General features: G+C 63.0%; 9 protein-coding genes. 4 read left to right on the top strand and 5 right to left on the bottom strand.

The annotated features are described in order from the left end of the window. The first annotated feature begins 48 nt into the window (after positions 1–48). Positions 49–1,434 (top strand): UDP-N-acetyl-alpha-D-muramoyl-L-alanyl-L-glutamate epimerase, encoded by a 1,386-nt coding sequence (gene murL, locus AC1VXC_RS06400; RefSeq protein ID WP_481538188.1) that lies wholly within the window; start codon positions 49–51, stop codon positions 1,432–1,434. Beyond that, entirely contained in the window at positions 1,415–2,854 is a 1,440-nt protein-coding gene (murD, locus tag AC1VXC_RS06395) for a UDP-N-acetylmuramoyl-L-alanine--D-glutamate ligase (RefSeq protein ID WP_481538189.1), read from the top strand. The genes murL and murD overlap by 20 nt, the downstream gene beginning before the upstream one ends. Positions 2,855–2,914: 60 nt before the next feature. On the opposite strand, the gene AC1VXC_RS06390 is transcribed toward murD, so the two are convergent. Beyond that, entirely contained in the window at positions 2,915–3,508 is a 594-nt protein-coding gene (locus AC1VXC_RS06390; RefSeq protein ID WP_313170488.1) for an SMI1/KNR4 family protein, read from the bottom strand. A gap of 186 nt (positions 3,509–3,694) precedes the next feature. Beyond that, complete coding sequence (locus AC1VXC_RS06385) at positions 3,695–4,945, bottom strand: hypothetical protein (protein ID WP_481538190.1); 1,251 nt, start codon at positions 4,943–4,945, stop codon at positions 3,695–3,697. A gap of 186 nt (positions 4,946–5,131) precedes the next feature. On the opposite strand from AC1VXC_RS06385, the gene AC1VXC_RS06380 reads away from it, so the two are divergent. Then, the gene (locus tag AC1VXC_RS06380; RefSeq protein ID WP_481538191.1) at positions 5,132–5,929 is read left to right on the top strand and encodes a dienelactone hydrolase family protein; all 798 of its coding nucleotides are present in this window, start codon (positions 5,132–5,134) and stop codon (positions 5,927–5,929) included. A gap of 325 nt (positions 5,930–6,254) precedes the next feature. On the opposite strand, the gene AC1VXC_RS06375 is transcribed toward AC1VXC_RS06380, so the two are convergent. Both AC1VXC_RS06375 and AC1VXC_RS06370 read right to left on the bottom strand, forming a co-directional pair. Further along, positions 6,255–6,512: a helix-hairpin-helix domain-containing protein gene (locus AC1VXC_RS06375; protein ID WP_313493861.1), complete on the bottom strand. Its 258-nt coding sequence runs from the start codon at positions 6,510–6,512 to the stop codon at positions 6,255–6,257. 5 nt (positions 6,513–6,517) lie between these two features. Then, a complete protein-coding gene (locus AC1VXC_RS06370) occupies positions 6,518–7,516 on the bottom strand; it encodes a polyprenyl synthetase family protein (protein ID WP_481538192.1) in 999 nt (332 codons plus the stop codon). Between the two features lie 202 nt (positions 7,517–7,718). Here AC1VXC_RS06370 and AC1VXC_RS06365 point away from each other — a divergent pair, with 202 nt between their 5' ends. Then, entirely contained in the window at positions 7,719–9,332 is a 1,614-nt protein-coding gene (locus AC1VXC_RS06365; RefSeq protein ID WP_481538193.1) for an alpha-glucosidase, read from the top strand. Between the two features lie 631 nt (positions 9,333–9,963). On the opposite strand, the gene AC1VXC_RS06360 is transcribed toward AC1VXC_RS06365, so the two are convergent. Then, complete coding sequence (locus tag AC1VXC_RS06360) at positions 9,964–12,729, bottom strand: TonB-dependent receptor (protein ID WP_313493859.1); 2,766 nt, start codon at positions 12,727–12,729, stop codon at positions 9,964–9,966. Positions 12,730–12,867: the final 138 nt, after the last annotated feature.

The following is a 12,867-nucleotide window of genomic DNA, read 5'->3' as shown; positions in this document are numbered from 1 at the left end:
TCCGTTGCGCGCTGACGCGCAACGGCCAGTTTGATTCCCGGATACGCCATGACAGCTTTTGATAAAGACCAGGTTTCCCGTTTCCGCTTCGTCCGCTGCGATTTCGCTGCGGACACCGGTGTGGCGCGGCTGGTATACGCCTTCGACGACGGCCCGGAGATGACCGAGACCGTCACCGTGCCGGGCGCGCCGTTCCAGTTGGACGGTGAGCGCGCGGCCGCGGTGCAACGCGCTTTGCAGTTGCTGCACCTGATCGCAGGTGTGAGCTACTACAAGGCAGCGGTGCCGTCGCAGGTGAGCATCGACAGCTACGCCATCGACGCGGCCACCGCCGCGCTGGTGGAGACGGTGTACTTCAACGGCCTGGGCGAATTCGCCTACCGCAACGGCTTGAACCTGCGTGACCGGTTCAAGCTGCCCGCTTCGCTCCCCTCTCCCGCAAGCGGGAGAGGGGTCGGGGGTGAGGGCGCTTCTGCTCCTGAGCTGGGCCTGGCCCACCACGCCCTGGTCGCCATCGGTGGCGGCAAGGATTCGCTGGTCAGCATCGAAGCCCTGCGCAATGCCGGTGTGGCCGAAACCGTTACCTGGATCGGCGGCTCGCAGCTGATCCGTGCCTGCGCCGAGCGCACCGGCCTGCCGACGCTGAACATCGGCCGCACGCTGGCGCCGGAGTTGTTCGAGCTCAACCGCCAGGGTGCATGGAACGGGCATATCCCGGTTACCGCCGTGAACTCGGCGATCATGGTGCTGGCCGCCGTGGTGCAGGGCGTGGACCAGGTGGTGTTCTCCAACGAACGCTCGGCCAGCTACGGCAGCCAGATTGCCGGTACCGGTGAAGTGAATCACCAGTGGTCCAAGGGTTGGGCGTTCGAGAAGGCGTTCGGCGAATACGTGCAGCAGCACATTGCCGCCGACCTGAACTACTACTCGCTGCTGCGTCCGCTGTCGGAGCTGGCAGTGGCCCGTCAGTTCGCCAAGACCGATTTCTACGACGCGCATTTCTCCAGCTGCAACCGCAACTTCCATATCCTCGGCGAGCGCCCGGTGAACCGCTGGTGCGGTGTCTGCCCGAAGTGCCACTTCGTGTTTCTGGCGCTGGCCCCGTTCATGCCGAAGATCCGCCTGGTGCGCATCTTCGGCCGCAACCTGCTGGACGACATGGAGCAGGCCGGCGGCTACGACGCACTGCTCGAGTTCCAGGACCACAAACCGTTCGAGTGCGTGGGCGAGGGCAAGGAATCGCGCGCGGCAATGGCGACCCTGGCATCGCGTCCGGACTGGAAGGAAGATGTGCTGGTCAAACGCTTCGCCAGCCTGATCCAGCCGACCTTGGCCGCCGACGAACTGCAGGTCGAACCCTTGCTGGTCATCGATGGTGAACACCGCATCCCGGCAGCACTGTGGGAGCGTCTGCGTGCGAATTTCGCAGCTTGAAGGCAAGCGCGTCGCCTTGTGGGGCTGGGGCCGTGAAGGCCGCGCGGCCTATCACGCGCTGCGTGATCGGGAATGGGGAATCGGGACCCGGGAATCGGAAGATCGGTTTCCTGCGCGTTTGACGGTGCTTTGTTCTGCTGCTGAAGCAGCGGAAATTCGGGCGCTGGGCGATGCGCATCTGCGCGTTGAAACCGAGCTCAGTGGTGAGTTGTTGGATTCGTTCGATGTGGTGATCAAGTCACCGGGCATCAGTCCGTACAAGCCCGAGGCGCAGCATGCCTTGGCGCAGGGTACGCAGTTCATCGGCGGTACCTCGCTGTGGTTCAGCGAGCACGCCGATGCCAATGGCACGCTGCCGAACACGGTCTGCGTTACCGGCACCAAGGGCAAGAGCACCACCACCTCGCTGCTGGCGCACCTGCTGCGCGCGGCCGGGCATCGCACTGGCCTGATCGGCAATATCGGCCTGCCATTGCTGGAGGCCCTGGACCCACAACCGGCGCCGGACTATTGGGCGGTGGAACTGTCCAGCTACCAGACCGGCGAAGTGGCACGCAGTGGCGTGCGTCCGGATGTGGCCATCGTGCTGAACATCTTTCCGGAACACCTGGATTGGCATGGCAGTGAGCAGCGTTACATCGACGACAAGCTGTCGTTGGTGACCGGCGGCCATCCGCGCGTCGCCGTGCTCAACGCCGCTGACGAACACCTGCGCGCGCTGCAGCTGCAGCACAGCCAGATCGTCTGGTTCAACCAGCCCGAAGGCTGGCACGTGGTTGGCGAGGTCGTACATCGCGGTGCGCAGGCGGTGTTCGACACCTCGAACACACCGCTGCCCGGCCGCCACAACCGCGGCAACCTGTGCGCGGTGTTGGCCGCGCTGGAAGCCCTTGGTCTGGATGCGGTTGCCTTGGCACCTGCGGTGCAAAGCTTCCGGCCTCTGCCGAATCGCTTGCAGCTGCTGGGCGAACGCGATGGCTTGCGTTGGGTGAATGATTCGATCAGCACCACGCCGCATGCGTCGCTGGCCGCCTTGGATTGTTTCGCCGGGCAGCGCATCGCCTTGCTGGTTGGCGGGCATGATCGCGGCGTGGACTGGCAGGACTTCGCCGAGCACATGCGCGACAACGCGCCGGTCGAGATCGTGACCATGGGTAACAACGGTCCACGCATCAATGCGCTGCTCGCGCCATTGGCCGAGGCTGGCGGTTTTGGCCTGCACGCCGCGACCGATCTGCCGCATGCGGTGGAGCTGGCGCGTGCTGCATTAGGCGGGCAGGGCGGGGTAGTACTGCTGTCGCCGGGCGCGCCGAGCTTTGGTGCCTACAAGGACTATGTGGCGCGCGGACGGCACTTCGCCGAGCTGGCCGGATTCGATCCGGACAGCATCAGTGCCATTCCGGGTATCGGCATCCTATAAGGCCTTGGCCGAGGCCGAAGTGGCGCTGACCGTCGGTCGGCGCCACCCATTACCTGCAGATCACTCTTCTTCGTCGGTGAAAGCGTAACCGCCGTCGATCAGCTGCTGCAGGTAGGCATCGAAGCTGGGCGCGATTACCGCATAGCTGTCAGGGTCGTGCAGATAGCGTACGACCTGGCCACTGATGCCGCCTTCGGCAGGATCGAAATCCAGGTACAGCATCGAGGTGCCGCCGTTGTTCATGCAGTGTGAGAAACACAGGCGCCTGCTCATCGGCACGTCGGCATCGATGCCGGCACCCAGAATCTCCGGCTCATCGTCCAGCCAGTCTTCGTAGATGGAACGGATGCTGTCGCCCCATTGTGCACTGTCCTCGAAGATCTGCTGCACCGACCGCAGGTAGTAGGGGTAGCTGCCGTCGCCGACGTCCGAGCCAAGCATCAGCACATTGACCTCACCTTGCGGGTAGTCCCGGTAGTGGCTGCCATCCACCTGTGCCAGCAGATCCAGCAGGCTCGCCGGTACTTGCGGCCATTGCCGCTGCAGGCGTTGCAGGTCGGACTTGCTTGCGCCTTCCACCCAGCGCCACATTGGCACATCGTCTGCAGGCAAGCGCGGCACAAGGCCGGAAAGGAAAGTTTCTACAAGGCTCATAGGGCAGGGAAAGGGATGAGGGGAAGGGGCAGGGGAGGCGCTGCGGATCGCTTCAACGCAGTAGCAGCGGTGCGGCGTGCATTGACAGGGATGAATGATGGATTGCGCGGCGACCGCCCTCAAGCCGGTGGGCTCAACGATGATCGCCACGAAGGGTTTCGGTCGGCTCCGATCAGTTTCCGCTCATCAGCGCACAATTTCCAAGGCAGTGACCCGGTCTACGCTACGGCCTCGCCCTGATGTGGAATCCAGCGTGAGGGTCACGCCGAGGTCTTCGATGAAGGCATCGGTGCTTTGACGGTCGCCGTAGTCACACGACAGCCGGATGGCATCGCCGGGAAGGGACGCAAAGATTTCGCTTGCAGGAAAGCGGGCGCCGATGGTGCAGGTGGCCGAGGTGTCCATGGCTTTGTCGCGCGCCTTGATCGGCGCATAGCGACCGCTGGAGTTGAAGCGCAGCACCTGTCCTTCGTTCCAGTTCGCCGGGAAGTTGGCGCTGATGGTATCGGTCAATAGCACGCGTCCACCAAGCGAGCCCTCCATCTTCGACTTCAGCTGGATGAGGTTGGCTTTCATGAGGCGCTGGACGCTGAAGTTCCTGCTGTAGATTTCCGTCCTGTGTATCAAGTCTCCCTGCGCTACCAGCTCGACGGTTATGGAGGAAGGCTTCTGGTCGTTGATGGAGGTATAGGTATAGGTAAGGCGGCTGAACTTCGGCGCGAGCAGCGGACTGCTGACGGCTTCAACAACCGCGGCCGGTACGGTGACGTCGGCAAAACCAAGCTCCTGCGCGGGCGCGGGATACTCTGCAACGGGAATGTCCGGACGGATTGCACCCAACACCGTTGCATCAACAGCGCCTTGCAACGAGCAGCTGACGCGTGTCTGGTTTGCACCGTGGGGTTCCAGCAGGAACACGCGCTCAAGTTTGCGAGTACCGGGGACGGTTCCGGAGCGACCGAACGAAGTTGTCCATTTCCCGTCTTCCCAGATCTCGGCGCGGGCATGCATCGGCCCCAGCTTGCGCAGGCTCTCCGGGTGATCAAGCAGTGGGGCCAGCTGCTTGGCAACGTGATCAGGTGATCCGTCGGCAATGAATCCCCAGAACAGGTACTGGCCCATTCTCTCCATATCGGTGAATTCGTCGAAGTAGGACGACAGCGTCACTCCTGCCACCGCTGGCGGGTCTTTCAGGGCAATCGTGTTTTTCTTGTCTTCATACCGGTCGGGAACCGCGATCCAGCTTGCGTTCGTTGAGCGGTTCAGTACGGCATGCGCTTCCCAGGCGGAGGCATTGGCCTGCAGGTTTTCAAAAAAGCCGGCATCGCAGCGCGAAAACGCGCTGAAAGTCTCCGCGATCACGGACTCCGTTGCCCCGGCTGGTGTTGATGGCAGCAGTAGCGCGGCACACAGGAGGGTCGGTGTGAGCTTCTTCATTGAATGGGATCGTCCTTGTAAATGCTGTTTGTCAGATTCCGAGCCCCCTCGTCGAAGGGGGCGAGCATTGTCCGATGCAGCGGGCACCTTGAGCCAGTGTCTGTGGGGGCGGTTGGCGGCGCAGATCCGGGCGTGCGTGCCCTGTATGGTCGTAAACTCTCCCGGTACCCTGACCGGAGCAATCCCATGCAAGCAGCAAGGAAATTGCAGTTGGCAGTATTGGCGTTGTGCGTAAGCGCAACCTTTCCTGCGTTCGCGAAGATGCAGCAGCGCCCGGTTGAATGGCAGCTGCAGGGAGCCACCTACAGCGGCGTGCTGGTCTATGACGACGAGGGCGATGCCCGCCGCCCTGGCGTGGTGATGGTGCCCAACTGGCGCGGCGTGAATGCCTCGGCAGTGGCCAAGGCCGAACAGATTGCCGGCGACGACTATGTGGTGCTGGTGGCTGATGTCTACGGCAAGAATGTGCGCCCGCAGGACAACGACGCAGCGGCCGCTGCGTCCAAACCCCTGCGCGAGGATCGCAGCCTGCTGCGCGCCCGCGCAGCGGCGGCACTGGAGGCATTGAAAGGCCAGGCTGGCAAGGCACCGTTGGATGCGACGCAGATCGCCGCCGTCGGCTTCTGCTTCGGCGGCACCACCGTGCTGGAAATGGCCCGTGCCGGCCTGCCATTGGCAGGCGTGGTGAGCCTGCATGGCGGCCTGTCGACGCCGGCCCCCGCAGTGGCTGGCAGCGGCAAGGTGCCGATGCTGGTGCTCAATGGCGCCGCTGATCGCGGCATCAGCGCCGAGGACATCGCCAGTTTCGGTGCCGAGATGGATGCTGCCAAGGCTGACTGGCAGTTCGTCAATTTCAGCGGCGCGGTGCACTGCTTCGCCGAGTCTGACGCCAACAGCCCACCGGGCTGCGTGTACGACCCGCGCGCCGCCAAGCGTGCCTGGAAGATGATGGACAACTTCCTGGAAGAGCGCCTGGGCGACTGACGTCACTGTAGTGCCGAGCCATGCTCGGCAGGGGCCTCACCAGCAATGCGTCAGATCCTAGGGGCGGCATAAGCCGCGAAGCCACGACCAGATCAGAGGCGGTGAAGCTACCCCTCCCCAACCCTCCCCTTGCCAACGGCAAAGGGAGGGAGCGTAGTGCCGAGCCATGCTCGGCAGGGGCCGTACCGGTAATACCCCAGCTTTGTAGGAGCGGCGTAAGCCGCGAAGCTGGCTATCTGTCAGATCGCTGCAAATGCCGCCCGCCCGGGATGTAGCAAGGGTTGCGTGCGTTCAATGGCGCCGGGAACAACTGTGGCTTCGTGGCTTACGCCGCTCCTACAGTACTCTTGGCCGCCGCGATCGCCCCGCTGATCGCCGCCCGCGCCTGCGGGCTGTTGCGCCAGCAACTGCTGCCCAGCATCGCCGAAGCCTGGCTGACGACATCGCCGGTTTCGGCTTCGGCCAGCTGCGCCAGGGAATGAAACCCCAGCTGCTCCAGCCGGGCCACCACGGTGGCTCCCACGCCTTTCACCGCCAACAGCACGGCACGCTCGTCCTCGTTGAACTGCTGCAGGCCTGCCATCGCGGTCAGTGACTGCGCTCGATGGCGTAACGGGCCAGACCGCGCAGGGCGGCAACGGCGTCGGTTTCCGGCAGGCCGTCCAGCGCCTGCTCGGCGGCGTCGGCATATTCCACGGCACGCTTGCGGCTGTACTCCAGTCCGCCGGTGGCGTGGATCGCCGCCAACACTTCGGGCATCGCACTGGCATCGCCGTCCTGCACGATCTCGCGCAGACGGTTGCGGACCACTTCATCCGAGTGCGCCATGGCGTGGATCAGCGGCAGGGTGGCCTTGCCCTCGGCCAGGTCGTCGCCCAGGTTCTTGCCCAGTTCGTCGGCATTGGCGGAATAATCCAGCACATCGTCGGCGATCTGGAACGCATAGCCCAGGTGCATGCCGTAGTCGTAAAGCTTTTGCTGGGTGGCCTCGTCGGCGCCGGTAGCCAGCGCGCCCAGGCGGGTGCCGGCGGCGAACAGCACCGCGGTCTTGCGCTCGATCACGCGCAGGTAGGCGGCTTCGTCGGTATCCGGGTTATGCACGTGCAGCAGCTGCAGCACTTCGCCTTCGGCGATGCGGTTGGTGGTGTCGGCCAGGATCTGCATCACCGCCATGCGTTCCAGCTCGACCATCAGCTGGAAGCTGCGCGAGTACAGGAAGTCACCGACCAGCACGCTGGGGGCATTGCCCCACAGGGCATTGGCGGTGCTGCGGCCTCGGCGCAGGTCGGACTCGTCGACCACGTCGTCGTGCAGCAGGGTGGAGGTGTGGATGAACTCGATGATCGCCGCCAACTGGTGGTGCTCAGGGCCGGCGCTGCCGACCGCATGGCCGGCCAGCATCACCAGCATCGGCCGCAGGCGTTTGCCACCCGCCGAGACGATGTGGTCGGCGATCTGGTTGATCAGCACCACGTCCGAGGACAGGCGGCGACGGATCAGGGCATCGACGGCAGCCATGTCCGCTGCGGCAAAGGTCTGGATGGCAGGCAGGCCCAGCGCGGGGCGGATATGTTCGGCGATGCTCATAGGAAGACTTCAGGGGGTACCGGGGGATTATAGGCGGAGTCGGCCGGGGCGGCCCGTCGGGGCCGAAAACCGAAGGAAACCGGGCCTTTGCGCAGTGAATACGTATGCAAGCAACACCGTCGGCAAAGCACCGACGCTAAGCTGGCCGGCATACATTCCGCGGCCCTGAAACAGGGGCTTGAGGCCCGTAGGGGGGCGTTCGATGTCCAAGACTCCATGGTGGCGCGGTGCCGTCATCTACCAGATTTACCCACGCAGCTACCTGGATACCAATGGGGATGGCGTTGGCGACCTGCCAGGCATCATCGATCGCCTGGAGTACGTGGCCTCGCTGGGTGTGGACGCTATCTGGGTATCGCCGTTCTTCAAGTCGCCAATGGCTGATTTCGGCTACGACATCGCCGATTACCGCGATGTGGACCCGCTGTTTGGCAACCTGGCCGACTTCGACCGCTTGCTGGCCAAGGCGCATGCGCTGGGCCTGAAGGTGATGATCGACCAGGTGTTCAGCCATACCTCGGTGGACCACGCCTGGTTCAAGGAAAGCCGCGAGAGCCGCGACAATCCCAAGGCCGATTGGTATGTGTGGGCCGATGCGCGCGACGATGGCAGCCCGCCGAACAACTGGCTGTCGATCTTCGGTGGCGTGGCCTGGCAGTGGGAGCCACGGCGTCGGCAGTATTTCCTGCACAACTTCCTGGCTTCGCAGCCGGACCTGGATTTCCACAATCCGGCGGTGCAGCAGGCAACCCTGGATTACGTGAAGTTCTGGCTGGACCGTGGCGTGGATGGCTTCCGCCTGGATTCGATCAATTTCTGCTTCCACGACGCGCAACTGCGCGACAATCCGCCGAAGCCTGAGAGCGAGCGTATTGGCCGTGGTTTCAGCCCGGACAATCCGTATGCGTTCCAGTACCACTATTACAACAACACCCGCCCGGAAAATATCGGCTTCCTGGAGCGCCTGCGCGCCTTGCTGGACCAGTACCCGGACGCGGTGACGCTGGGCGAGATTTCCTCGGAGGATTCGCTGGCGACCACCGCCGAATACACCGCGCCGGGCCGCCTGCACATGGGCTACAGCTTCGAGCTGTTGGTGGACGATTACAGTGCGGGCTATATCCGCAGCACCGTCGAACGACTGGAAGCGGCGATGGGCGAGGCCTGGCCGTGCTGGGCGGTGTCCAACCATGACGTGCAGCGTGCTGTGACCCGTTGGGGCGGGCATCCAGCCAAGCCGTCGTTGGCGAAGATGCTGGCGGCCTTGGTGTGTTCGCTGCGTGGCTCGGTGTGCATCTATCAGGGCGAAGAGCTGGGTCTTGGCGAAGCGGACGTGCCGTTCGAGGCGCTGCAGGACCCGTATGGGATTACCTTCTGGCCGAACTTCAAGGGCCGTGACGGTTGCCGTACGCCGATGCCGTGGACCGATGAGGCATTGGCCGGGTTTACCAGCGGCAAGCCGTGGTTGCCGATTCCTGCCGAGCATCAGGCCTTGTCGGTACAGGTACAGGAAGTGGATGGTGATTCGGTGCTGCATGCCTTCCGCAGCTTCCTGAGCTGGCGCAAGGCGCATCCGGCCTTGGTCTCGGGTTCGATTCGCTTTCTTGATAGTGCTGAGCCGGTGCTGTTGTTTGAGCGGCAGGCGGGTGATGAGACCTTGTTGCTTGCCTTCAATCTATCTGGCGAAACGGTGCGGCATGCGCTGCCGGCGGATGAGTGGCAGGCTTTGACGCTGCCAGGTCCGGTCGCTGGTGCGGTTGAAGGTGGCGAACTGGTATTGCCTGGGCACGCGGTGTATTGCGCGCGTCGCAGCTGAGTTTTTGTTGCTCTCTCTTTTGTGCGGGCGGAGATAACATCTCCGCCTTTTTTTTGGGCTTTTGGCTTTTGGATTTTGCTTTTGCTTTTGCTTCTGGCCTTGGCCTTGGCTTTGGCTTTGGTTCTGGTTCTGGTTCTGGCTCAAGCCCCTCTCCCGCCTGCGGGAGAGGGGTTGGGGTGAGGGTGCTTCTAAAAGCAGGCCAAAGCCCAAAACCAAAACCAGAGCCAGAGCCAGAGCCAGAGCTCCCCCCATCCGCCCTACGGGCACCTTCCCCCGCGGGCGGGAGAAGGGAAAGCCAAGAGCCAAGAGCCAAGAGCCAAGAGCCAAAAGCCAAAAGCCAAAAGCCAAAAGCCAAGAGCCAAGAGCCAAGAGCCAAGAGCCAGGAGCCAGAGCCAAGAGTCAAGAGCCAGAGCGATTCCCGCCTGCGCGGGAATGACGGCGTAACTTCAACAACAACCAAAGCCACAACCACAGCCACAGCCACAGCAGCCACAGCAAGTCGGTCAATGCTTTGGTTGCAACAAATCTCAGCAAATTCCTTCTGGAATACGGAAAACGCCAGGGCTGTTCACAACGCAAAAGGCCCGCTGCAAAAGCAGCGGGCCTCCAATGCACGTCCAACCAGAACCAATCAGAACTTGTAGTTCACACCCACCTGGTAGGTGCGGCCCCATTCCACGGTTTCCAGCGGCCTATCCTTGGTGCCGGCATAGGTCTCGTACTTGGAGTTGGTCAGGTTGCTGGCCTGTAGGAACAGGCTCAGGCCCTTGAACATCGTGCCGTCGCCGAAGCTGTAGCCCAGCTGGGCATCCAGCACGTCCTCACCCTTGACGTAACGCAGGGTACGGGCGCCGTTGAAGTTGCCGATCTCGCCGATGAAGTCCGAGCGCTTGCGCTGGTTCAGGCGCACTTCAAAGCCGTTGTTCTCGTAGTAGGCAGTGAAGTTGTAAACGCGCTTGGACAGGCCCGGCAGCATGATCGGATCGCTGCCAACGCTGGAAACGGTTGCCGGATCCGGCGGGATGGTGATGTTGCTGTCATTGAAGCCGGCACTGGCTACAACGCCAAAGCCGCGCAGTGCGTCGGAGAACAGATCCAGCGGCAGTGATGCGGTCAGTTCCAGGCCACGCAGGCTGCCACCCTTGCCGTTGAACGGTGCGGTATAGGTACCGGTCTTGTCGACAACAATGCCCGGCGGCAGGCTGACGCCGTTGGCCAGCAGCCATGCGTCTACCTGGTCGGTGAAGTCGTAGCCATCACGCTTTTCGGTGAAGACGTAGGTCTTCAGGTCCTTGTAAAAGAACGCCGCAGCAACATATGCCTTGTTGCCGAAGTACTTCTCCCACGACAGGTCAACCGCGTTGGCCACCCACGGATCCAGGTTGGGGTTGCCGCCGCTGGCACCCGGCGTGCCATTGTTGGTGTCGACGCCGAACTCCATCGAGGCGCGCATTTCATCGACGCGCGGGCGTGCTACCTGGCGGGCCAGGGCGAAGCGCACGGTGTTTTCGGCCGGCAGTTCAAAGGCCAGGTTCAGGCTCGGCAGGAAGTCGAGGTACTTCTTGCCTTCGTTGATCGGAATCACCTGGCTGCCAACCGCCTGCGAGCCGTCCCAGTAGTTGGAGTGCGATGACTGATCAACGTGCTGGGCCTGGATGCCGACATTGCCGCGTACCGGGATCGAGCCGATCTGCGTGCTGATGTTGGCGCGCAGGAAGGTGGTGGTGATCTTCTCGTCCACTGTCCACTGCTTCGGAATCAGGTAGCTCTCGGTGGTGGTCGGGTTGAACACCATGTAGCGGCCAACCGCAGCAGGCACGTTCCAGGCCGGGATGTAGCCGGCGCCGGCAAAGCCCAGGTTGACCGGCTTGTACTGCAGGTCGGCGGCGATGCTGGTGTCGCCCTGTGCACCCAGGTTGATGTTGCCTTCGGCCTGGGTCTTGTTCTTGCTGCGGTCGGCGTAGTTCACGCCGACGTCGAAGTCGGAGAACCAGGTGAAGCCCTCCGGCACCGGGAAGGTGGCAGCCAGCTTGAATCCCTTCAGCTCATCGTCCACATGCGGGGTCTTGCCATAGCCCGAACCGTAGATGGTATTGGTCAGGTAGAGCTTGCTGTAGTCCGAGTAATCAAGGCCCGGGGTGAACTTCGGGAAGCTGCCGCCGGCGAAGTTCAGTTTCACCGAATCCAGCATGGGTGCCGGCAGCAGCTGCAGGTTGTTTTCCAGGTTCAGCTCGTCACGTTCGGCCTTGGACCAGCTCACGTCGGCAACCACGCGCACATCACCGAAGTTGAACTCGTTGTTCCAGCCGATGGCCTTGATGCTGTCCTCGCGGTGGTTGTACATGCCGCGCACAAGTGGGTAGACATTGTGCGCAACACCACTCTCGAAGCTACCGTTGCTGCCGACCACCACGTCGGTCAGGTTGAGCGGGTCGTAGCCACCGTTGTAGCCACCCAGATGGATTTCGATCTGGTTGGCGGTGTCGTATTCCTTGGCCTTGGTGTAGAAGGTGTCCAGCGTGCTGGTCCAGCTGTTGTTGGGCCGGAACTGCAGGGTCGCCATGACGCCGTCACGCTTGGCGTGGCCGGTACGGCGCAGTGCCTTGATGCCATCGGAATAGTAGGTACCGCCGGGGACGCCCGGGCGCCAGTCATCGCCGCCCAGCGCCTGCCAAGGTTCATAGAGACCTACCTGGTTTTCCTGCTTGGACATCTCCGAATGGGAGTAGCCAATGGCCAGGCCAATGGTGTTGTCGGCGAACTTGTCGACGTAACTGAAGTTGGCGCGGCTGCCATACGGGTCTTCGCCAGCGGCTTCGCCCAGCGAGTTTTTCTGGTAGCGGCCGCTGAGTGCGATGACGCGCTCGTTATAGCTGAGCGGGCGCACGGTTTGCAGGTCCAGGGTGCCGGACAGACCCTGGCCGACCAAGCCGGAATCCGGGGTCTTGTAGACGGTCACGCCGCTGATCAGCTCAGACGGGTACTGGTCGAACTCGACGCTGCGGTTGTCGCCGGTGCTGACCACTTCGCGGCCGTTGAGCAGGGTGGTGGCGAAGTCCGGCGACAGGCCGCGCACGCTGATCACCTGGGCACGGCCGGCAACGCGCTGGGCGGCCAGGCCGGGCAGGCGGGCGATGGATTCGGCGATGCTCACGTCCGGCAGCTTGCCGATGTCTTCGGCCGAGATGGCTTCCACGATCGAGGTCGAGTCGCGCTTGACCGAGATCGCGCTCTCGATGCCGCGGCGGATGCCGGTGACGGTGACGGTGTCCAGATTGGTGGCTTCGGCCTTGGCCTTGGCTTGTTCTTCGGCCGTCTGTGCGTGTGCGCTGGCGGCTGTCAGTGTGATGGCTGAGGCCAGTGCAACGCTCAGCAGGTTGCGCTTGGTGTTCAACATACTCCCCTCTCCCAGGTGATGTCGGTTGGTTGTGTTCTGTGCTCCCCCGTCTTGGTGTGGGGGATGCGTCGCTGTTTTTTTCGCTGCTTGCGACTGACTCGCATGGTAATCAGCGGGCAAGCCCGTGGTGCTGGGCTG

This window comes from Stenotrophomonas sp. STEN033 (genome assembly GCF_056856655.1).
Note: the sequence above shows the minus strand (reverse complement) of the source record. Positions and strands in the feature narration are given on the sequence as shown.